The organism is Arthrobacter antibioticus, assembly GCF_030063205.1.
Lineage (GTDB): Bacteria > Actinomycetota > Actinomycetes > Actinomycetales > Micrococcaceae > Specibacter.
Map to the genome: position 1 here is coordinate 592,542 of NZ_JASISQ010000001.1, position 22,094 is coordinate 614,635.

Sequence of the window (22,094 nt, forward strand, 5' to 3'; positions counted from 1 at the left end):
GACATCGGCATGACTGAACAACACCCTCAAGACTCAACGGAACCAAATGATCCCGCGGATCCATCCGGTCCAACGACAGGGCGGGAGGGTGAACTCCGCGAAGACCGTTTTCTGGGGCGTAAAGACCTTACTCGGTGGCATGCACCCTTGGGTGCATTGCTCGCCGATGCTGTGCGCTGGCTCAGTAAAAGGCTGGGCCCAAACGCAGCGTTGATCCTCACCCTCGCAATCGGCGCTTCAATCGCTGCTTTGCTGACGTACGCTTCCACGGAAGTCTATGAGAGCGTCACTGAAGCCGATGGGGTTGCCGCCCTGGATCACCCGCTGTTGGAAGCAGCCAAGAGTGTCCGCTCGCCCGGACTGAACGCCGCAATGACGGGTTTCACCGACATTGCCGGGACCATTGGGATGCCTATTTTGGCGGCAACGATCATGGTGATTCTTGCGCTCAAACGGCGGTCCTGGACTCCCGTCATCCTCATTCTCACTGCAGCTACGGGATCTCTTTTAATGACAGTTGCGGGTAAGCAGCTTTTTGGCCGGTCCCGCCCATCGCTGATCGACGCCGTGCCTCCCTACGAATACTCTCCTTCATTTCCCAGCGGCCACACGCTTAACGCATTCGTGATAGCAGGCGTGGTGGCCTACCTGATTCTCCTTCGTCGGCGCACCGTCCGGGGGCGGGTATGGACAGTTATAGTAGCCGGGGTCTTTGCGTTTGCTGTTGGATTAAGTCGTGTTTATTTGGGGCATCATTGGTTCACCGACGTCCTGGCAGCCTGGACCTTGGGCGCCGTTTGGCTCTCACTGGTCATTACAGCGCACCGGTTATATCTGACCGTCAATAGAGACGTTGCAGCCGCAGCAAACCGAACTTCCACCAGCACAAGTAGCTTACAAAATACAACAAAGGACGCCATGACCCTGACCCACGTTCATAAGCCCAAGAGTGCCGCCATGGTCATCAATCCGCTAAAATCCCCCGGAGATGACTTTAAAGCCGCATTTGTGCAGCTGTGCGCGGATGCTGGCTGGTCCGATCCATTGTGGTTGGAAACTTCAGCGCAAGATCCCGGACGGGGCCAGGCCCGAGAAGCCATAGCAGCTGGAGTCGATGTCGTCATTGCTGCTGGCGGCGACGGTACGGTGCGCTATGTTGCTGACGTTCTCGCTGGATCAAAAACTCCGATGGGCGTGGTACCGCTGGGGACCGGTAATCTCCTTGCTCGTAATCTGGGAATTAATATTAAGGACCCACTGGCGGCAGCCCAAGACGTGCTGCACGGTACGGTAACTTCGATAGATATTGTCAGGGCCGTGCTTGATCATGGAAGGGAAGAACACCTATTCCTCGTTGCGGCCGGGCTGGGTTATGACGCCTCGATTATGGCGAATACCCATGACGGGCTAAAGGATCGGGTCGGTTGGCTCGCGTATGTGGAGGCCGGCATTCGACATTTACCCGGCAAGGCTGTCACTGCCAGAATTTCCGTCGATGGTGCAGACCCTGTTCGCCATAAGGTCCGTGGCGTTATGGCTGGAAATTGCGGAAAGCTCATGGGTGGGTTGGAGATCTTCCCTGCAGCTGTCGTTGATGACGGCATTCTGGATCTCCTCACTCTTTCCCCACGAGGCAAGTTGGGCTGGCTGGGCGTTCTGTGGCGTGTTTTTGGGAAGAAGGGCAAAGGTGCCGCGTCAGTGCAGAGCTTTTCTGGTAAATCTGCACAGATCGCACTTGATCAGCCGCAAGAATTCCAGCTCGACGGCGATCACTTTGGTCCTGTGCAACATCTTCTTCTCACAGTAGAACCGCTGGCGCTAGGTATCAGAATGAGAACGGCGGACTTGGCCGAAGCGTACTGATTTGACGGGGCAGCAGAAGCCGAGCACGGCACCTCCCAAAGATTTTATACTCCGCATCGGAGCTAGCGACTTCTTAGATTAGCGGTTGAACAAGCTGGCAAAAAAACCCTTTCGTGTGGGCTTCTTGCCCTCGTGCCCTCGGCAACGGTCTGCAGCAGGAACCGCTCGCATCACTTGCTCAACGTGCTGGCCACAACCCGCCCACGTGGTTTTTCCACAATTCTTACATGTCACTGCACGGCACATCTGATTGCTCCTTTGTCTGTGTGTATTACTTGAACAGTATACCCCATAGGGTATAAGATTGCAGTAACACCAATCGATTATCGGAGCCCATCATGGAACTTGATTCACAAGAACTCACCCCTGTTATCAACCGGCTCAAACGTGCACAAGGACAGCTCGCGGCCGTCACACGCATGCTTGAAGAAGGCCGGGATTGCAAAGATGTTGTCACCCAACTTGCCGCTGTGTCCAAGGCCTTGGATAGGGCGGGCTTTGCCATTATCGCCGCGGGCCTTGAGCAGTGCATTAGGAAAGAGGACGCCAACATGAGCATCAAGGATCTGGAAAAGCTTTTCCTGTCCCTTGCCTAATCTTTTATCCCAAGAACTTGTGATTAAACGGAACAGCCCGTGCTAGTCAGCACGGGCTGTTCACGGAATACGACAAGGACACCATGCGTCTTGCCGGCAGTAGAGATGAGGTGCTTGAGACGTGTAATGGCCATCTCGCTCCTCCCTTCAGCGGTGTACAGTCGCCTCCACACCATCAGTGGTGCGGACGGTTAGCGGATGTTGAACAGGTCCACCCGTACGATTTCGCGATACTGACGCTCGCGGAGCTCGATGAACTTACGCTGGTCAACCGGGGAGAAGAAGAGTCTGTGAAGAACTGACCTTGTGGGTTTGGGATTCAATGTGTCACCCCCTTTCATGAATATTGCGTGAACTGTGGACGTATGTTGGCGCGACAAATAAAGCCCTTTTGTATTTGTTTCATTTGGAAGCAAAAACAGAAAGGAATTATAAGAACACAAAAAAGCGCGAGTTATTTTGCGTGTATTATTTCCGCTGAAACAACGTTTAAAACATGCTCAGGTAAATCAAGATGCCAAAAATAGCAATGCTACTCGGGGCTCCATGAAAATAGCTGCGGGGTGTTTGAGAAACGTTGTTCAGTGGGGAAGTGGCCGCATAAGTTGCGGCCAAGTCGGGGCAGCCTGATATTGGCAGCCCTACGCGGTGACAGTGTTAGCTGTGACGGCAATTAACAGGCGTGCAGGGCCAGGCATGATGGGATCCGATAACTCCGGAGCTGAAAATTGTAAACATCATTGCCTCCCTTCAGTTGCACGCGAAAATCCAAGGCAGTTCACCATGGACTGGTAATAAATATACACGAACATATGGGCATCTATCCAGTTCATAACAGCACATATACGAATATTTCTTGAAATTCGGTGACATTACAAAAAATGGGCGTCACTGAAATTTTTGGCTTCTTCAGGATCAAGGGTGCTGGCATAGCAGCGGCACCAAATGATGTGCTGGTCGATTTCGAGCGAGGCGGCACATCCAATGGCTGCGCTGGGCTGGAGATGTCCGGTCACAGCACTTTGGACACTAAACAACCATTAAATCCATCAGATAGACTTTCCCCGGTTTCGTTTCCAGTAAGGAAAGCCAATCACCAGGCTCTGGGACCATCATCCTCACTAGCCGCTCCATGGAGGCATTACGAATATGAATAATCTCAAGCACAAAGCTTTGGTCCTGCCCATTACAGGCGCGCTTTTGCTAGCACTTGCTGGATGTGGAAGCACCAAAGAAGCTTCAGCACCTGCCCCAAATGCGGAAACGTCTGCTCCCGAGCTCACTCAAGCCCCGGTCCTAACCGTCCCAGATGCGGACGTAATTTTTCCCAAAGTCACCGACACCGTGAAGAAAGCCACCTCTGTTGCTTTGGAGGGTACCTCCACAAGCGGCCCCAAAAAGCTTAAGATCAAGGTCTCGGGTTCCCGTGATGGTACTAATTCACTCTCCGAAGTCACTCAAGACGGAGCAACCGTCACCTTGCTCAACGCTGATGGCGGAGCGTATATAAAGGCCGACAATGAATTTTTCGTCCAGAAAAGTGGACAGCAAACAGCCGATCTAGTCAAGGAAATGGCCGGCAACAAGTGGATCTCCGTCAAGGACACCAGCGTCTTTGGAGACCGGAATATTGGCTCCTTTCTCGGGATCTATAACGAGAAACCCGTGAATGATGGTTTGGGCAAACTTGCCTCTTCATCAGTGGCCGATCTCAACGGTGCTCAAGCATTTAAGTACGTCTACGAGGAAGCGACCGTCTGGATTGCAGCAGAGGGTGAGCCGTACCTGCTCCAGTTTGGGACAACCGGTAAGGACGCAGGGACTATAACCATGAGCGAATGGAACGCAGTGGCTCCACATGCCGCCCCGGCAAAAAATGATACTGTCACAATTCCGGGACTTTAGGAGCTCTTGCGAGCTAGAAAACCGTATCCAAAGGACTGATCATGGCAGCAGCCAAGGAGCCACAGCCGCTCGACTTCACTTTTACTGCTCCTATCTGTAAGGACGGAGCCTTCGGCACGGGACCACACTGGCTGCCACTGCGCGCTGCTCTGTGCAAGGCAATAGGAAAGTCCGACGCCGGTGAGCAGGTCAGCGTGCATCTTCAGCAACGCTTGAGCTAACGCTTGGCTATGCGTGCCAGTACGGACAGCCAAGTTGCGGCCCCCGCGCTAAATAATTCTTTGGTGAGCAAGGATGCCTGGGCCGGCAGGCGTCCGAGCACAGGAACCGGCAGCGTCAAGAAGTAGTCCACGTTATCTAGTTCCACCATGGTTGGTTCGTTTGGCCAGGATCCCACCACCAACCCGGCAGCAGTGACCCCTCGGACTGCGAGCGCTTCCAGGGTTAGCAACGTGTGGTTCAGCGTGCCCAAGCCGCTGCGGCACACAACAACCACTGCGCAGTCCTGGCATGCTGCGGCGAGTTCGGCCATGGTGTTGCCCTGCTCATCCAGGGAAACCAACAGCCCCCCGGAGCCTTCCACTAGCACGTGGTCGTGCTGGTCAGCCAGTGAGCGGATAGTGCGTAGATGGCCAGCAAGTGTAGGCAACGTGCGGTTTTCACGAACGGCAGCCGCCGTTGGGGCCATGGGCAATTCCAATCTAATCCCTTCCACACAGGTGAGCGTTCCGGCCAGCCGCCGTACCTCACCGGCGTCACCGGCCTCCTGGGCACGCACTCCTGTTTGAACTGGTTTATACACAGCCACTGTGGCCCCCTGCCCCTGCAGCGTTGCGGCCAAGGCCGCAGTGGTGAGTGTTTTTCCTATCTCTGTGTCCGTCCCTGTAATAAGGACGACGGCGGGCAGCTCCACCTGTGTGCGGCTCATCCTAGAATCCTTGTCGCCGTGACGGTTGTTGGAGTTTGAAAGGAAAGCAGGCGCAGCCAGCCGGGTTCCGGACCCGCCAGCTCCAGTTCAGGTAACGCCGCAGCGCTCTCCTGTATCACGAGCATGGTTTCAAGCTCTGCCAACTTGGCACCAAGACAACGGTGCAAGCCGTAGCCAAACGCCAGGGAATACGCGGTGGGAGGTGAATCGGGGGTATGCCGGCCGGAGAGCTCTAACAGGATTTCGGCACCGGCAGGTAAGGCGGCACCGCCAAGCTCTGTGTCATGAAGTGCGCGGCGTCGCCACGTGTGGACAGATGACTCGCTCGCCAATACCCCCTGCACATGGTGCGAAGCGTTCTCGGCGATTGCCAGTTTGGCCCATTCCTGTCTTCCTAGCCCGATCCCTCTGTACAGGGCGGTGTTAATCAACTGCGAGGTAGTCTCTTGGCCAGCTATCACCAAAAAATAGCCCAGCGAGCACACTTCGGCAGTGCTTAATCCTGTATCCAGCAACACGCCAAAGAGAGATTCCTTCCCTTGGCTAGCAACCACCTCACTGCGTAGCCAACGGTAGAAGTCCGCTGCGCTGTGAGCGAGCTCGATCTGACGCTCAGCATGGGGCCAGCCCCAGAACAGCTCCAAGGAGTCACGGCTCCATTTCTTGAGTTCCTCAAGCGGTGGATTCGCCTGTCCCGTCAGCTCGGCCATGATCACTGGCGGGATATGGCGGGCAAGACAGAGCGCTAGATCCACGGGCCCTGCAGTCAATGCAGTAGCGGTCTCACTTAGGTGGTGACGAGTCAGTTCCCTTACCCGTGGTGTAACGGCAGCAACTTTGGCGGGCGTGAAGAACCCGGCAACAGCTTTCCTGACGGTACGGTGGCGCTCCCCCGTGGCCGAGGCCAGGACAGGTGGCAGCGCAAATCCGGCTTTGCTGAGAATGCGCAGCGTGGCAGGGGTCAGCGGCACTACTGATGTCAGTGCATTCGTCGGTGCAAAATCATCGCTTCTACGCATAACCTCCTTGACCGCAGAGGGTTCGCTGACAACGTGGTAAGTCATTACTTTTCCTTATCTAGCTCAGCCACAGCTGAGCCAAGAGAACTATCCGGCAGTGCGGGCATAACCCGGCCAAGTAGCACGGCGGCATGTTCTAGTTCATAAGCCATGAGGTCAGCGCGCGCTGTCAGGCGTAGGCGGGATACGCCGTCGGGCACGCTAGGAGGTCGGAAACAACCAACTAACAATCCGGCAGTGCGCAGTGTCTGGGCAGCCTGGAGGGCATCTTCTGCCGACCGCATGGGAACGGACTGCACGGCTCCTGGAGAGCGTGCAAAGCCACACAGTCTCGCCAACGTAGTTGCATTGCTATGTAATTGTTGTGCAAGCGCCGGCTCGGCCAGGATGATCTGGGCGGCCTTTGCGGCAGCACCAGCGGCGGCCGGAGCCAGTGCTGTGTCGAAAATGAAGGTCCTTGACGTATTTACCAGGTGTTCTCGTAAAGTAGCGGAGCCCAGTACGGCACCACCTTGGGAACCAAGTGCTTTGGATAACGTCACGGTTCTCACAACATGACTGGCATGGCCCAGACCAGCTTCATACACGGCACCCCGCCCAGCTCCAGCCACACCTATCCCATGCGCCTCGTCTACCAGCAACCATGCGTCATGACGTGCACACAGCACGGCCAACTCGTTAAGGTCCGCGGCGTCCCCCAGCACCGAATACAGCGATTCAACGACCACAACTGCCCGTGGCTGTGTGCGGGCTGCCAACACAGCACCCACTTCGGCCGTATCGCCATGGGCAACCATGACCACAGGAGAGCGGGCCAGCCGTGCGGCGTCTAATAGCGAGGCATGAACATGGGAATCCAAAATCAACAGTGTTCCTGGCCCACCCAGTGATGTCAGTACACCGAGATTGGCCAGGTAGCCCGAAGAAAACACCAGCGCTGACTGCGCTGCTGTCAGCAGGCACAGCTGCTCTTCGAGGTAATTATGTACCGCCAAGGTGCCATTGACCACCCGCGATGCTCGCGCACCGCAGCCATGGTGTGCCACGGCGTCAATGGCAGCCGCCGTCACCCGAGGATCCCTGGACAGGCCAAGGTAATCGTTGGCTGCCAGATCCAGCGGTGGGCCGGAACTTACCTCGTGCCGGCCGCTCTCAAGGGTAGTTCCGGCAGGCGCATCAGCCGTCCGCACCAGGCCGCGGCGCTCGCGGACAAAAGCTCGGCTATGCAACCACTGCTCCATGGCCCCGGGCCCGGTTCCTTCGCCGCTTACGTCTTTGGTTCCCCTATCAGCCGTGGACACTGGCCACTGCCGATACCAAGCCTGCCCCGATCGTGGCCACGTCCTCGGGGGTACTTATATAGGCCGGCATGGTGTAAACAAGATTGCGAAAAGGCCGCACCCAAACTCCTCTCAGGACAGCCGCACGGGTAAGCGCCTGAACATCTACGGGTGCATTCAAGGCAATAACCCCCACTGCACCCAGCACCCTGACCTCGCGAACCGGCCCCAGCGCCAACGCAGGGGCCAGAGCGGAGGCTAATCCTGTTTCTATGGCTGCCACCTGTTTTTTCCAAGGCACGGTTTCCAATAGTTTCAGTGAGGCCACAGCAACGGCGCAGGCCAAAGGGTTAGCCATAAACGTTGGCCCGTGCAAGAGCGCCCGGAGCGGCGAGGCGGTTATGACGGCCGCAACTTCACGCGAACACAGCATTGCAGCCAGTGTCAGGTACCCCCCGGTGAGCGCCTTACCCACGCACATGATGTCCGGCACCACATCCGCCCACTCGGCGGCGAACAGTTTTCCGGTGCGGCCAAAACCGGTGGCAATCTCATCAACTATCAACAACAATCCAAACTCGTTGGCCACACGTCGCGCTGCGTGCAGGCATTCGGGTGCATAAACATACATGCCACCGGCACCCTGAAGTACCGGCTCCAGCACAATTGCGGCTAGTTCGTCCCCGTATCTACGGACAGTTTCCTCCAATACCGCCACCCAGTTCGCTACCTCCACCGGGTCGCACACAAGCTCGTCACCCATCAGATGAGCCTGCGGCGGTCGAGGCAGGAACAACTGCTTCGCCACGAGGCTGGAAAACTCCGCGTGCATGCCATCCACCGGGTCACAGACGCTCATGGCAGCGAAAGTATCTCCGTGATATCCACCGGCAAGCGCCAAAAACCGGCTTCTTTGGGGAAAACCGCGAGCGCGTTGGTACTGGAGCGCCAACTTCAAGGCCACCTCCACCGAGACAGAACCCGAGTCAGCAAAAAAGACGTGGGCCAACTCCGCAGGTGCCATGGCCGCCAGCCGCTCGGCTAGTTCCACGGCCGGGGCATGCGTCAGTCCACCAAACATGACATGTGAAAAAGTGCCGGCCTGCTCAGCCAGCGCAGCGTCGAGTGCCGGGTTGCGGTAACCATGGACGGCCGACCACCACGAGCTCATAGCATCAACCACCTCAAATTCCTCCCCTTTCCCGTCCTGCAGGTGCAGTTTGGTCCCGGCCGCACCAAGAACGGCGTAAGGATCCGGACCGTCCAGCGGAGCATAGGGGTGCCAAAGCAGCCCACGGTCTCGCTCTACCAGTGAGCGTGAGTGGGTTCCCTTTGATAATGACGTATCAGTTAAGGGATCCGCGGCGGTGCGCTCAGGCATTCGGGGCAAGTTCCGTTCCAGCACCACGGCGGCGAATGGCGGGCTGGGCACCTGCTCCGGAATCGCCGCTATGCCCGGGCACAACGTGTTCAGGCACAGCACCTTCAGCTGACTTAGCGCCCAAGACGATGAATCCGGCGTCGGCAATCATTTCAAGATCGGCTTGACCAGGTTGACCCTCACTGGTGAGGTAATCGCCAAGGAATAGCGAGTTGGCAATGTTCAGAGCCAGCGGTTGGAGACTGCGCAGGTGCATTTCACGCCCGGCTGCCATGCGAAGTTCCGCCTCTGGGCACGCGAAGCGAATCAAGGCCAAAATGCGCACACAGTGAGTAGGGCTCAGCAACCAGGTGTCCGCCAAGGGAGTGCCCTCGAAAGGCATGAGGAAGTTCACGGGGATGGAGTCTGAGCCAAGATCGCGTAACGCGAACACAGCATCGATGAGGTCCTCATTATTCTCCCCCATCCCAACAATCAGGCCCGAGCATGGTGAGAGGCCTGCGCTCTTGGCATGCTCCACCGTGCGCACCCGATCGGAGAATTCGTGGGTTGAACAGATTTCCTTATACATCTCCTCGCTGGTGTTCAGGTTGTGGTTGTACGCGTCCACCCCACACGCCTTGAGCCGTTCCGCCTGGCCATCCTTCAAAATTCCTAAACACGCGCAAACTTCCACGTCAGGGTGTTCGCTTTTTAGCCCTGCAACCATGTCCGCGACCCGATCTACATCTCGATCACTGGGTCCCTTCCCGCTGGCCACCAGACAAACACGTGAAGCGCCTGCCGCAACACCAGTCGATGCCTGCTTCAAGGTTTCTTCAGGCTTGAGCCACGTGTACTTTAGAATCTGTGCGGCGGAACCCAAACGCTGCGAACAGTAGGTGCAGTCCTCTGGACAAAGCCCGGACTTGAGGTTTACCAGGTAGTTCACCTTTACCGTGTTGGCGAAGTAGGCACGGCGCAAGGTGGCCGCGGCGGCCACGACTTCCAACAGTTGCTCATCGGAAGAAGTCAGGATTGCAAGAGCATCCTCACGAGTCAGGGTGGCACCGGTCAACTGCCGGTCGGCTAGGGCTTGAAAGTTATTGAACACCGTTCAAGTATCGAAAAACGTGTGACTGCTGTCAAATGGGCCCCTGCGTGCCCGTTCAGCTCCGAACCCCGGGCATAAGGCAGGATAGAGGGGAAACACGCAGCCTCCCGCCCACCGCAGTGGATCCTTTTGGTCCCGAATCAAGTCATCTACAAACCCTCAGGAAGGGACCCCGCCATGTCTTTGACTCGTGAAAAGGTGATTGAAACCGCTTTTGGGATCCTGCGCGACTACGGTTTGGCAGATCTATCCATGCGCCGTTTAGCTCGAGATTTGGGCGTGCAACCTGGCGCACTGTACTGGCATGTGAAGAACAAACAAGATCTCCTGGGCATCCTCTCGGTCATGATCCTAGCTCCGGCTGGAGAGAGCATTACGGTTGCGGATGCTTACGTTTCCACGGAGCCAACCACCGGGCTCTCGATCCTGAGACGTTGGGCTCAGAACATCCGAGACGTACTTATACAGGTCCGTGACGGGGCCGAGATGGTTGCCTTCACGCACGCACTAGCCCCGGACTCCCTCCCTAGCCTGCAGGAACCCTTAGGGCACTTTGTCTTAGCGGGCGTGCCAGCCGAGCAGGCCCAGTGGGCTGGCCTGACGCTGGTGCACTACATTTTGGGCACAGTGACCCAAGAACAAACACGTAGCGGCCTGGTGAAGGCCGGGGTTCTCCCCGGCCCGCTTGACCCCGAGAGTGAGAGCGCTGCTTTCAATTTTGGTCTGGATCTGTTCTTGGCCGGGGTTACAAAATTGATGCGCTGACAGGGGATACAACCCCTACCACCGAGCCGCGCAAGAGGCCTGGGACGCCTTCTGGTGCCCTGGCCAAAATGAATCTTTTCTTTTCTCCAATCCGAAACTCCTTGTGCTCCGAAGCACATAGTGGACGCGCCCAAAGATGGGGCGTCCGGCACTTATGAGGAGAATTCACATGAATAAGAAATCTGCTTTTCTCGTAGCACCCGTGCTTGCACTGGCTGCGCTGTCCCTCTCCGGTGGGGCCGCTATGGCCGCTGACGGCGATGCAACCACCTACGAAGCCAACTTGGGCGCCATCAACGGCAGCAATGCCAGCGGCTCCCTCTGGCTCTCCATCACAGGCGATCAAGCCACCGTGACACAGGACGTCAAGGGCTTGGCAGCAACCTTCGATGGCGCTGACTACCCCCACGTTCAGCACATTCACATCGAAGGTGCCGGAACTTGCCCGGCTCCCGGCGCTGATACCGACGGCGACGGCGTTATCAGCACCACAGAAGGCGGCCCGTCCTACGGAAAGATCGGCACCACGCTTTCCACCACCGGTGACACCAGTGACAAGGCCGCTTTGGACCTTGCCGTTGGCGGCATGGGCGCCAACTACAAGTATGAGCGCACGTTCACCATGAACGCTGCCACCATTGACGCTATCAAGGCCGGCACCGGCGTTGTTGTAGTCCATGGACTGGATCCGGCCACCTTGTCAGCTGCAGGCCAGGAAGCTAAGAGCGATCTGGTTCCCTCACTGCCGTTGGCAGCAACGTCACCAGCATTGTGCGGCACGCTAGTTGCTTCACAGATGGCGGCCATGCCCGGCGGTGCACCCGGAACGGGTGTTACAACTCAGGTAGCAGCAGCTAACGCTTCCACTTCTCCTGATGTTGCATGGTTTGCTGGCGGAGGTGCCCTGGTACTTGCAGCCGGTGCAGCTCTTGCCATGAACCGCAAAAAGACCGCTTCGGTTAAGTAGCGGCTGATTTCACCATGGTAAAAAACTGCAGTCGTCGCGGAGGCCCTCTGGGCCCCGCGGCGGCGGCGGTCCTCCTGGCAACCCTCACCTTTGGTGTTGCCGCATGTGGGCCCGCCACTACATCCGCAAGCACTACACAGACACAACAGAGCACCTCAAGTTCACCAGCAGCACCTACCACCGCTGCGCCACCACCCACTGTTGAACCCTCGAGTCCCGCACCAGCACCACCGGCTAAACCGGCCATCCAAGGCGAGGTACTCCCGGCTTCAGCACCTGTTTCATTGACGATCCCTGACATTGGTTTAACCACAAACTTAATGACCCTGGCGCGCGAGGCCAATGGCGAGGCAGAAGTACCCCCGGAAGCTGTAGGCTCCCCCGCTGGATGGTACAAACACTCCCCCACCCCCGGAGAGCTCGGCCCCTCCGTCATCCTCGGTCACGTCAACGCAACCAACAACCCCGAAGGTGTCTTCTTTCGGTTGCATGAACTCACCGAAGGCGAAGAGTTTTCCGTCACCCGCGCCGACGGTAGCGTTGCCGTTTTTGCTGTAGACAGAAGTGAAATATTCAAAAAGAACGCCTTCCCCACCCTGGCCGTATATGGCAACACCGATCGCGCCGAGATCCGGTTGATCACCTGCGACGGCTATGAAGCCAGCTCGGGAGAATTCACCGAGAACTTCGTAGTCTACGCACACCTTGTCTCCAGCAACGCCGGATAGTAGTAATCAGCCAGCAGCCTCACATCCCGCATCACAGAATCGCCCCGCGTCCCAGCGCCCCTAAGAGTTTTGGATTGGAAGAACGTGTATAAAAAACCCAGACTTGCCGCGGTATTGGCTCTGGCCGGTGCGCTCACCCTGACAGGATGCGGTATGAACGCAACAACAGTGGCACAGGCCCCGTCTGTTCCAAGTGCTTCTGCCACTGCCAGTGGAGCCCCCGAAATGGGTGCCATGGATTCCATGGGATCAATGGAGTCCATGATTCACATTCAGGACGGCATGTTCCATAACCCCAAGCCGCTTCCACCGGGCGCCACCGTGACCGTCATGAATATGGAAGCCTCCACGGTAGAAATCGTGGCTGATGATTCAAGCAGTTTTAAACTCACTGTCGCAGCTGGCGGGGTGGCAAATTTCCAGGCGCCAAAGAAGGCTGGGCTCTACCCTTTCCATAGCACCACCGGAGGTATGAAGGGTGTTTTGACTGTCCAGTCCCAGGGACCGTCCGAGGCCGCTAAAATGGTGTGCGCTGATGTGGCAAAAGAGGGAGTTCGCGACATCCTCTCTCTGAGCGAACTGCCTAAAACATCAGAAAACTGGGACGGTAAAATATTTTCCTGTACCTACCCGCTCGCTGAAGGAACGTTCGTGATGGAAGTAACCGAATCGGCCAGTGACGCCGAAGCGGGCGCATTGGCAGAAAAAATGGCCGGTTCAGCCAAGGCGGCACCTATCAAGGGGCTAGCCAATTTGGGATTGCCCGGGTACCAGTCTGATTCCGGAACTGTCATCTTTGCAAAAGACAATATGACGCTCCACGTTGACGCAACAGCACTGAGTTCAGCTGTGGGTCCAGATCGTGTCACCCCCAGCAAATTCGCCTACGAAATGGCCACCACCATTCTGGGCTGCTGGACGGCACACCACTGATCGAGCAGGTCCCCCGGAGCCGTGCTTGGGCAGAGTCCACTGACTGTCTAAGCACGCCCCCCGGGCGGGCCAATGAACAACATCGTGGACATGATGCCGCCAACAAAAACCACAAAGATGACCCCCAGCAACACTGGACGGTTAAGCATCCAGCGCAGAAGGACTTGAACCCAATGTCCGTCATGTGGGTGATCAGTGACGCTGGTGCGCCAGTTCCCCTCAAGCATATTCTTTCGCTCAAGCCACCTATCAAACGGGATGGTCAAGTACGGGACAAAGGCTGTGGCACCCGCTCCCACAATGAGGCGTTTGGGCCAGCGCTGGTTCAGGCCTACCAACACGGCGGCGGTCACATAGCCAATGAACACCAAGCCGTGCGCAAAACCACCCACTTTGACAGGCCAGTCACCAACACCCACCGCATATTTCAAAATCATTCCTGCGATCAACAGTGTCCAGGTGACCGCTTCGGCGATGGCCAATGTGCGGTAGAAAATACGTGGTGTCATGTGCTGGTTGCGGTCCTTGAGTAGGTGGGGCAGGTGCAAGGCGATAAAGCCATAAACAGCTTAGCGAGGTAATTTGGGAATTTCCCCCATGCCCAATCGGCTCCTGCGCCTCCTGGCCGCAGACTCACTTGGTGATATGGGGCCCAAACTCCAGCCCACTACCCCAAGCACTGCCTTGGTAGGCACAGTCATTGGCAGGGCCAGCTGGCCCAGGCGGGGTGGGTTTAATCGCAGCAGTTCACGGTATTCTTCCGGAAGTGACGCCACGGCTGCGGCAAAGAGAATCTTGTAGCCGCCCTGCTGCGAACGCGGCAACGGCGGGTTCTTGATGAAGGTAACAATTTCTTTCACCCGATGGTCGTAACGAAGCTCCGGGGTGAATCCAGCCAATTGTGACTGTAACTCTTGGACGGTAACAGGAGGCTGGAGAACCCGCATGAGGGCTCCTGCCACGGCCCAGTCGCCCACGTACGCATCAGCGCCGTCCGGTATTGGTTCCCCATACGCTTGGTGTGTACCCAAAAATGCCTGTGTAAAAGCCAAATGCACCCAGCGCAGCAATTCCGGGTTGTTGGCAGTATAGGGGCGCTCGTCTCCGTTGTTGGTGGTGTATGTGCCATGGATGTGCTCGTGGATGCGCAAGACCTTTGCCGAAGCCTTCTGCGCCGTAGCAGTATCACCGTAGCTGACGGTGAAGATCCAGCGGATAGTTCCGGCCAACCTGCCCAACGGGTCTGTGCGGTAATTTGAGTGATCGTGCACTCCCGCAAGCGCGCCAGGGTGCAACGCCTGGATCAAAAGTGCTTGGATCCCTGCCACAGTAGTCGTCATGGAGCCGTGCACCGCCCAGACTGCCGATCCGGGCCCAAAGTAGCCTCCGTCGTCGCCCTTTTCCAGGTCCACCTGCCATTGCGGGATGGTGAGCGAATTATTGGCGAAGGTTCCACGCAGCTCACGTTGCCACCGGGATACTATGTTCTCCATGATTCTATTCTGAGCCCTTGCAAGCACAAATGCACAGCTGCCTCAACTTGGAACTTCCCCCATCACGCTCAGAGTCCGCGCTAAGAGCTATCAAAAGTTGAGCTTGGCCGTATCTTGTTCGGCGGTTTCCGTACGTGCTCGCCAACGCCATTTCAACGCCATTGAGGCCAGCATGGCAGCCTCCGGTTCCCCAGTGACGGCGCGCCCAACACCGAATCAAAGGTGTTGTCCACGTGTTTTTTCCTTACGGTTGGTGCGTGTTTAGGCAAACGCTTACGCGGCTTCCCGGGTGAGTGGTTTACGGTGCCGTGGTTGGAAACGATGCGAGCTGGCGTGGGCGCAGAAACTGTCCGCGTGTTTTTTTATCAAAGAACATCACGTACAGGATGCAGATAAGACCCAATGCGATGGCTATGGTTCTGATCAACACCACGGGAATCCAGGGAAAAACACTTAGTTGGTCAGTGAGGGCAATCAAGGTAAAGAATGCGCTCAGGTACAGCGTTAAACGGGTCTGCCAGCCTTCGGGAATGCCGGTGACAGCGAAGAAGGCCAACAGCCACAGCATGTACCAGGGTTGGATCATTGGCGCCAGCAGGACCACGGCTGCGAACGCCCAGGCCATGCGCCGGAGCACCGCCTGGCTGTAGCGCTGGGATTGATCAAGAAATATGGCACCATTTTTCGTCGGTGACTGCGGCGACTGCGGTGACTGCGGTGGCAGTGTGAGCTTCAAAAACGCCAGCGCCATCACAATCAGGATGGAGGTGAGCTGACCAATGGTTTGAATAACATCAGTCACTGCAGCACCCGCACCGCCGAGAACCATGACCACAAAACCAATTGCGTTGGAGAACAAGCCCACAGGTGCATACCAAATCCACACGGTGCCCGGAGTTTGCAAGGCGGCAAGCCAGCCGAAACCAAACCCATTGATTGCACCCATAGCCGCCATAATGGCTGTTGAAATGCCCAGCGTTGCAGCCCAAATACCAAACTTGCGCACCCAACCGGCCTGATAGCCTGCCCACAGCAGCCCCACGAATGGGAGGGCAATCAAGGTGATGGGTTTGATGGCAATAGAAGCCGTGACAAACAAGATACCCACTATGGGCCGTTTGGCCGAGGCGTAGTAAATGCCGGCAACCACAAGCCCCAGCATCAGTGAATCGTTGTGCACACTAGCCACAAAATTGATCAAAACCACCGGGTTCAACACAGTCAGCCACAGTGCGCGGTGGGGGTTGAAACCATGGCGTGCAGCCAGTTTGGGCACATAGACTGCCAGTAAGATAACGCCCGCCAAACTGGCCAGACGGAATGGAATCAACGCTATCTCAGGGCTACTGGCCGGCAATATCACCGCCAGGTGCTCAAGCCAGAGCCAGAGCGGCCCATAGGGGGTGGGTGCCTCCGTCCACAGCGTGTCGGGACCAAGTGAAAAATAGTTGTTCAGCGCTGAAATACCGTTTGTATAAGGGTCAAGGCCCTGCTGCATGAGCCGGCCCTGACCAATATAGGCGTATGAGTCACGGCTGAATAAAGGCAGGGCAAGCATCATTGGTGCCACCCACAAGCTCAACGCCTTTTTCAGGACAGGGCCGCAGTCATCGTCCCAGCCGGCCAAGTGCTGGCGCAGCCTCACCCACGCCCGCAGCATCAATGCCGCCCCCACGCACAACATCACGGTGGTGGTGATAACGGCCACAGGTGTTGTTCGGGCCAGGATGAACAACGGGTTGCGAATCAGTACCGAACTGCTGGCCAACCAGCCAACTCCAAAGGATCCCAAGAGCAACAGCAGTGAACCGGCAAATCCCTGCCACATGGCTGATGCAGCCGTGCCAGTACGGAAAGGCAGTTTACTGAACAACTTGTGCTTCACCTCCGGCAGGGCCGCGCGCGTACTGGTCAACAACTAACTCCTGAACTTTTGCCGCCCTGAACGCAGGGCAGATTGGCGTGTACATGGCCGGGCAGATCCGGGGCGCAGCAAACTGCTGCGCTAATATGTAGAATGCCAAGGACTCCGTCCTTGGCATTCTACCCACTTCAGCCAGAGCGTTCATTGGATCACCTAGAACCCACTGTGTCGTATCGAGGCTTGGCCTGGCCCAAGCTGGAACAATACCTGAGAAGGACAGCATCATCTCCACGGATACTTTTTTTGCCGCCCTCGCCCGATTCCGGGACGTGCTGCTTCCCGCCCGCATCCAAAACTGGGTAAAAACACCTCGCGGCATGTGGAGTGTCTTTGCTGGCGTTCACATACTTTTCTTGCTGTTGGCGGGCCTGCTCTCGCTTCGGGGCGAGGCGTTCAGTGACACTTTCATTTACCGCATCTGGGCATCGGTGGACTTCAACGAAAACCTTGTAACCGGCCCCAGCCCGTGGGTTTACCCAATCCTTGCCCTCCTGCCCATGGCGGTTGCGTACCTTTTTGGCGGGGGCCCGTTCCTGTTCATCTGGGTCCTGCTGATCACCGCCCTGAACACCTTGGCCATTGGCAAACTCACCCGCTGGGGTAAAAACTCTCAGGCTATTCCGGCAGCCCTATGGTGGATTGGTTTCACTGCTTTGTTAGCGTGGCTTGGCTTTGCCCGCGTTGACGGGTTAACAGCCCCCGTGGTCCTGATCGCCCTGTCAATCGGTGTGGCAAGCCCGTTCCTGACCTCGCTGATCCTGAGTATCGCGACGTGGACAAAAGTCTGGCCGGCCGCCGTCGTACTTGCCCTTTTCACTGTAGTGAAGCAACGCGTCCAGGTGGTCCTGGCCGGGGTACTCGTCACAGCAGTTGTTGTTGCCTTAGCGCTGGGCATGGACGCGCTGCCCAAGTTGCTGAACTTTCTGCTCGAACAAGGCGATCGTGGCATGCAGCTCGAGGCAACGTTCACCATGCCCTGGCTCTGGATGAGTGTGCTTGGGCTTGGTGGTGCGCGCATGTACATGAATCAGGACATTAACTCGATGCAGGTCGATGGCCCGGGATCTGGGCTCATGAGCTTTTTGATGCAGCCGCTGCTTATCGCCGCCGCACTACTGGTTGCGGCCCTGATTTTCTGGGCCCTGCATACAGGTAAGCGCAATGGTGGGGCCGATCGCACGGCGCTCCTGCTCTTTGGCTCCCTGGCACTTGTCACAGCCTTTGTGGTGTTCAACAAGGTGGGCTCGCCGCAGTTCATGGTGTGGCTGGCACCTGCGGTGGCTGTTGGTCTGTCCTATCAGTGGAAGGCCTGGCGCGTCCCCGCCACCATGCTCATCGGCGTCGCGGTGCTGACATTCCTTGTCTACCCACTCTTTTACGACGCACTCTCCCACAACAACCCCGCCATGGCCGCCGTTCTGACCTTACGTAACCTCCTGCTGGTGGTCTTGTTTGTGTGGAGTGTGCGCCAACTCTTCCTCATGGGCAAGAACCCTTCACTGATTCCTCGGCACGACGCCGTTGCCTCCTTAGCGGCCAGCTCGGCCCCCGCCGGGGCTACTTCTGCTGCGGCCGCTAGTCCCGCCGGGGCTACCGAGTCCCCGCTGACCAAGGAGCCCTGACATTTCAGCTCCTTTCTCCGACCGGGTCTTGGAACGGGCCATCACTATCCGCACAAGATTCATCTCCCCGCAGGTACTGGCATGGTTCCGCACACTCGCTAGCGTGTGGTGGGGATTCGCCGCCGTTCATCTTTTCTTCCTGCTCTGGATGATGAGCTTCATTGTCCACGGCGATACTTTCAGTGACACCCAGCAGTACCGCCAGTGGGCGCTTCTTGGCTATAACCCAGAGGTTTTAGGTGATGCGATCAGTCCGTGGGTGTACCCGCTACTGGCACAGCTGCCGATCTTTGCCGCCAACGTGTTTGGCCCCTCGCTGTACCTCCTTGGCTGGACGCTGATCATCACAGTTCTCAACGCCGTGGGCCTGTATTTCTTGACCCGTGGCTCGCGGTCCCGGAGCGGGATAGCACCGGCCTGGTTTTGGCTGTTCTTCACCATGTTCATGGGCTTTCTCAGCTTTGCCCGTGTAGAAGGCATCACCACCTCATTTGTTCTGGTTGCCCTCCTGTACGCAGTTCAGCGCCCTGTTATCGCAGGGCTGCTCCTCTCCGTAGCCACGTGGATCAAGGTGTGGCCGGCTGCCGTTATTGCTCCCTTGCTCATTGCCAGCACCAAACGGGTTCAGGTGTTGGTGACAGGCATTTTTGTCAGTGTGGCGGTGGCGGCCTTTGCCGTACTGACCGGGGCTGGTTCTCACCTGTTGGATTTTGCCATCAATCAGGGCGATAGAGGCATGCAGTTGGAAGCCACTTTCTCCACCCCATGGGTGTGGATGAGTGTGTTTAATGTGGGCGGATCCAAAATCGCGGACAATTTGGCCATTAACTCCACCGAGGTTTACGGCCCGGGAGCGGAAGTTGCAGCCTGGTTAATGCAGCCGCTGTTGATCATGGCCGCCCTAACCGGTGCGGTGGTGATGATCTGGGCTCTAAGGCGAGGTGCCCAGCGCCACGAACTACTTCTTGAAGGATCACTGTTGATGGTCACGGCATTCATAGTGTTCAACAAAGTTGGTTCACCGCAGTTCATCATCTGGCTGCTGCCTGTTGTGGTGGCCGGACTAGTTCACGATTGGGACAGGTGGAAGGTTCCTGCCACTCTTTTGATGGGTATAGCGTTCACCACATTCATTATTTATCCGTTGTTCTACACACCCTTGATCCATGCAAACCCCATCATGGCTGCGGTGCTAACAAGCCGGAACGTACTGCTTGTGACACTTTTACTCTGGGCTGCCAAACGCACGGTTGAGCTGGGCCGCAACGCGATCCCCCACCCGCCGAGCTAACGAACCCGGAGCGGGTCCTGCCCTGATGCTAGGCACGGACCGAGTTTGACCGGCTGATTCACCATCACACCAGCTGCTTCGAGTCAGCCTCGCGTGCGAACAGCAGCCTACGAGTGTGGACATCCACAACCAGTAGGTAAATGACCACCACCCACGCAACGGTGATGGAAAGCACCTCTGAATCGATCGGAAGTTGCACAAAATTCCATACAAAAAGCTGGTCTTGGGCACCAAACACCACGAAGAACGCAATCACCACATAACAAACCTTCGTTTGCCAGTTATTACGGATCCCTGTCACGGCTAGAAACGGCAGGAACCACAAAATGTACCAAGGTTGGATGATCGGGGCCAAAAGTACCACGGCGGCAAACGCCAGCCCCATCCGGCGGACAGCCTTTCGCGGGTCTCCAAAGAGCACTAACCAAGCCGCGATCCCAATGCTGGCAATTTTCAACACGGTTCGGAAGCCATCTCCTATGACCGCTCCGTTAAGACCCACCGTATTGGCGGCCAGTTCTACCACCTGCCCACCGAAGCCCGAGGGCGAATAACCCGTGTAACCGGGCACGGTATCAGTGAGTGCCCAAGTCCAACCCAACCCCAAATTCTGTGGAATACCCATGAGCCACAAGAGAAGCAGACTCAACGAGGCAGTCCCGGCCCAGTAGAGGAAGCGCCTTCCCCAACCGGCAGCCTGCCCCGCCCACAACAAACCAATGAATGGCAACAGAACAATCGTGATTGGTTTTACGGCTATGGAAGCCGTCACAAGCACAACTCCCAGCAGTCCCCGCTTGGTAGCGGCGAAGTAGGTCCCTGCCACCGCCAGGCCAAGCATCAGGGAATCGTTGTGTGCACTGGCGATAAACGAGAGCAGAAATAACGGATTCGCCACAGAAATCCACAGTGCCCTGGCACCGTCGATGCCATGAAGGCGTGCAAGTTTAGGCACATAGAGAACACACAATGCCACCCCCACGCAGGCGATCACGCGGAAGAGCAGGACGGAAAAGTCAGGTTGCCCCCCGGTCAGGGCAACAACGCCTCGGCTCAGCCACAGGATAACTGGTCCGTATGGTGTCCGGTTCTCAGCCCATGAGGGATCCGTGCCAAGCATGAACCAGTTACTCAAGGATGAAATCCCTGAAGTATAGGGGTCCAGTCCCTCTGCCATGAGCCGGCCTTGGCCTGTATAGGCGTAGACGTCGCGGGAGAAGATAGGGACGGCTAGAACAAGTGGCGCTCCCCAAGCGATGATGGCAATCACCACGGTACGCAGCGAACCCGGCCCCCACTTGCAAAGTCGCTGCCCGAGCCGCAGCCAAGACCGCAGCAGGACCATGGCGCCAAGAGTCAGTAAAATTGTTGAGGTAATGACCCCGGCACCCTCGGTACGCATTGCTATCACCAGAGGATTGCGAATCATCGGGGAGCCGTTTGCGATCCAGCCCACCCCTACAGAGCCGACCGTGATCATGAGAGAACCAATGAATCCTTGCACTACGGCAATCCACGATCGATGCAAGGCAACATCGTTCTCCACGGCAGGCGAGGCTGTCATCTCAAGTCTCCAGCCGTCGTCGTAAGTTTCCTGCAACAAAATATTGGGCGGTATCGGAACCGCTGGAGTAGATTTTACCGCACGCGGCCACGGCAGCGCAGTTCCGGTACATTGGGGAGGTGGCTATTACTAATGAACGCATTGTGTGGATTGACTGTGAGATGACGGGTTTGGATGCCGTCAATGACGCCTTGATTGAGGTGGCAGCGCTCGTGACGGACTCCGAACTGAATATTTTGGGCGAGGGTGTTGACGTCGTCATCAAGCCCAGCGAGGAGGCTTTGGCGCAGATGGGTGACTTTGTCCGCAACATGCACACCACCTCGAAGCTGCTGGAGGAACTGGCCGGCGGCACCACTATGGAGGACGCCCAAGCACAGGTACTCGCATACATTCGCAAGCACGTCCCCGTGGCCAACAAGGCTCCCCTCGCCGGAAATTCCATTGGCACTGACAAAGTGTTCCTTGCCCGTGACATGCCCGAACTCGTGGAGCATCTGCACTACCGCGTCATTGACGTCTCCACCATTAAAGAGCTCTCCCGCCGTTGGTACCCTCGCGCCTACTTCCAATCACCGGCAAAAACTGGTGGGCACCGCGCGCTGGGCGACATCATGGACAGTATCAAGGAACTCAAGTACTACAGGGAAGCAGTATTTGTCCCTGCTCCAGGTCCGGATTCCGCCACAGCCAAGAACATTTCAGCGGCTCTCTAACCCTCCTTGTGAACTTGTAAAATTCT

The 22,094-nt window shown here is 57.0% G+C and carries 20 protein-coding genes; 11 read left to right on the forward strand and 9 right to left on the reverse strand.

The window, feature by feature from the left end; translation table 11 throughout:
- Positions 1-9 precede the first annotated feature (9 nt).
- From QMG40_RS17305 to QMG40_RS02760, 4 genes are all read left to right on the forward strand, one after another.
- Entirely contained in the window at positions 10-1,863 is a 1,854-nt protein-coding gene (locus QMG40_RS17305; RefSeq protein ID WP_349361585.1) for a bifunctional phosphatase PAP2/diacylglycerol kinase family protein, read from the forward strand.
- Positions 1,864-2,201: 338 nt separating this feature from the next.
- The gene (locus QMG40_RS02750) at positions 2,202-2,459 is read left to right on the forward strand and encodes a metal-sensitive transcriptional regulator (RefSeq protein ID WP_283527654.1); all 258 of its coding nucleotides are present in this window, start codon (positions 2,202-2,204) and stop codon (positions 2,457-2,459) included.
- A gap of 1,149 nt (positions 2,460-3,608) precedes the next feature.
- On the forward strand, positions 3,609-4,364 hold the full coding sequence (locus tag QMG40_RS02755) for a hypothetical protein (RefSeq protein WP_283527659.1): 756 nt from the start codon (positions 3,609-3,611) through the stop codon (positions 4,362-4,364).
- Between the two features lie 41 nt (positions 4,365-4,405).
- The gene (locus tag QMG40_RS02760) at positions 4,406-4,585 is read left to right on the forward strand and encodes a DUF1905 domain-containing protein (RefSeq protein ID WP_283527661.1); all 180 of its coding nucleotides are present in this window, start codon (positions 4,406-4,408) and stop codon (positions 4,583-4,585) included.
- Here QMG40_RS02760 and bioD read toward each other — a convergent pair.
- The 5 genes from bioD to bioB are packed head-to-tail and all read right to left on the reverse strand — an operon-like array spanning position 4,582 to position 10,065.
- The gene (bioD, locus tag QMG40_RS02765) at positions 4,582-5,292 is read right to left on the reverse strand and encodes a dethiobiotin synthase (protein WP_283527663.1); all 711 of its coding nucleotides are present in this window, start codon (positions 5,290-5,292) and stop codon (positions 4,582-4,584) included. The two genes, QMG40_RS02760 and bioD, sit on opposite strands and share 4 nt — an antisense overlap.
- A complete protein-coding gene (locus tag QMG40_RS02770) occupies positions 5,289-6,356 on the reverse strand; it encodes a cytochrome P450 (protein WP_283527665.1) in 1,068 nt (355 codons plus the stop codon). Before QMG40_RS02770 ends, bioD begins: the two co-directional genes overlap by 4 nt.
- Entirely contained in the window at positions 6,356-7,612 is a 1,257-nt protein-coding gene (locus tag QMG40_RS02775) for an 8-amino-7-oxononanoate synthase (protein WP_349361586.1), read from the reverse strand. The genes QMG40_RS02770 and QMG40_RS02775 overlap by 1 nt, the downstream gene beginning before the upstream one ends.
- On the reverse strand, positions 7,599-8,972 hold the full coding sequence (locus tag QMG40_RS02780) for an adenosylmethionine--8-amino-7-oxononanoate transaminase (RefSeq protein WP_283527667.1): 1,374 nt from the start codon (positions 8,970-8,972) through the stop codon (positions 7,599-7,601). The genes QMG40_RS02775 and QMG40_RS02780 overlap by 14 nt, the downstream gene beginning before the upstream one ends.
- The gene (bioB, locus tag QMG40_RS02785; RefSeq protein WP_283527670.1) at positions 8,965-10,065 is read right to left on the reverse strand and encodes a biotin synthase BioB; all 1,101 of its coding nucleotides are present in this window, start codon (positions 10,063-10,065) and stop codon (positions 8,965-8,967) included. The genes QMG40_RS02780 and bioB overlap by 8 nt, the downstream gene beginning before the upstream one ends.
- A 177-nt stretch (positions 10,066-10,242) precedes the next feature.
- Between bioB and QMG40_RS02790 the strand changes: the two genes are divergently transcribed.
- The 4 genes from QMG40_RS02790 to QMG40_RS02805 all read left to right on the forward strand — a co-directional run bounded on the left by QMG40_RS02790 (position 10,243) and on the right by QMG40_RS02805 (position 13,458).
- Positions 10,243-10,830 carry a TetR/AcrR family transcriptional regulator C-terminal domain-containing protein gene (locus QMG40_RS02790; RefSeq protein WP_283527672.1) on the forward strand — a complete coding sequence of 196 codons (588 nt, stop codon included), beginning with the start codon at positions 10,243-10,245 and terminating at the stop codon, positions 10,828-10,830.
- Positions 10,831-10,999: 169 nt separating this feature from the next.
- Entirely contained in the window at positions 11,000-11,797 is a 798-nt protein-coding gene (locus tag QMG40_RS02795; protein ID WP_283527674.1) for a hypothetical protein, read from the forward strand.
- 14 nt (positions 11,798-11,811) lie between these two features.
- A complete protein-coding gene (locus tag QMG40_RS02800; protein ID WP_283527676.1) occupies positions 11,812-12,525 on the forward strand; it encodes a class F sortase in 714 nt (237 codons plus the stop codon).
- A gap of 153 nt (positions 12,526-12,678) precedes the next feature.
- On the forward strand, positions 12,679-13,458 hold the full coding sequence (locus tag QMG40_RS02805; RefSeq protein WP_283527678.1) for a cupredoxin domain-containing protein: 780 nt from the start codon (positions 12,679-12,681) through the stop codon (positions 13,456-13,458).
- Positions 13,459-13,505: 47 nt separating this feature from the next.
- Here the strand turns inward: QMG40_RS02805 and QMG40_RS02810 are convergent, their stop codons facing one another.
- The 3 genes from QMG40_RS02810 to mptB (QMG40_RS02820) all read right to left on the reverse strand — a co-directional run bounded on the left by QMG40_RS02810 (position 13,506) and on the right by mptB (QMG40_RS02820) (position 16,866).
- Positions 13,506-13,967 carry a DUF3817 domain-containing protein gene (locus tag QMG40_RS02810; RefSeq protein ID WP_283527680.1) on the reverse strand — a complete coding sequence of 154 codons (462 nt, stop codon included), beginning with the start codon at positions 13,965-13,967 and terminating at the stop codon, positions 13,506-13,508.
- A 60-nt stretch (positions 13,968-14,027) separates the two neighbouring features.
- A complete protein-coding gene (locus QMG40_RS02815; RefSeq protein ID WP_283527682.1) occupies positions 14,028-14,951 on the reverse strand; it encodes an oxygenase MpaB family protein in 924 nt (307 codons plus the stop codon).
- A gap of 298 nt (positions 14,952-15,249) precedes the next feature.
- Positions 15,250-16,866, reverse strand: a complete 1,617-nt coding sequence (gene mptB / locus QMG40_RS02820; RefSeq protein WP_283527684.1) for a polyprenol phosphomannose-dependent alpha 1,6 mannosyltransferase MptB — start codon at positions 16,864-16,866, stop codon at positions 15,250-15,252.
- Between the two features lie 326 nt (positions 16,867-17,192).
- Between mptB (QMG40_RS02820) and QMG40_RS02825 the strand changes: the two genes are divergently transcribed.
- Both QMG40_RS02825 and QMG40_RS02830 read left to right on the forward strand, forming a co-directional pair.
- Complete coding sequence (locus QMG40_RS02825; protein WP_283527686.1) at positions 17,193-18,497, forward strand: glycosyltransferase 87 family protein; 1,305 nt, start codon at positions 17,193-17,195, stop codon at positions 18,495-18,497.
- Between the two features lie 103 nt (positions 18,498-18,600).
- Positions 18,601-19,788 carry a glycosyltransferase 87 family protein gene (locus tag QMG40_RS02830; protein ID WP_349361587.1) on the forward strand — a complete coding sequence of 396 codons (1,188 nt, stop codon included), beginning with the start codon at positions 18,601-18,603 and terminating at the stop codon, positions 19,786-19,788.
- A gap of 64 nt (positions 19,789-19,852) precedes the next feature.
- On the opposite strand, the gene mptB (QMG40_RS02835) is transcribed toward QMG40_RS02830, so the two are convergent.
- Positions 19,853-21,352: a polyprenol phosphomannose-dependent alpha 1,6 mannosyltransferase MptB gene (mptB, locus tag QMG40_RS02835; protein ID WP_283527688.1), complete on the reverse strand. Its 1,500-nt coding sequence runs from the start codon at positions 21,350-21,352 to the stop codon at positions 19,853-19,855.
- A 119-nt stretch (positions 21,353-21,471) separates the two neighbouring features.
- Here mptB (QMG40_RS02835) and orn point away from each other — a divergent pair, with 119 nt between their 5' ends.
- Positions 21,472-22,068, forward strand: coding sequence for an oligoribonuclease (gene orn, locus QMG40_RS02840; protein WP_283527690.1), 597 nt, complete (start codon positions 21,472-21,474; stop codon positions 22,066-22,068).
- Positions 22,069-22,094 lie beyond the last annotated feature (26 nt).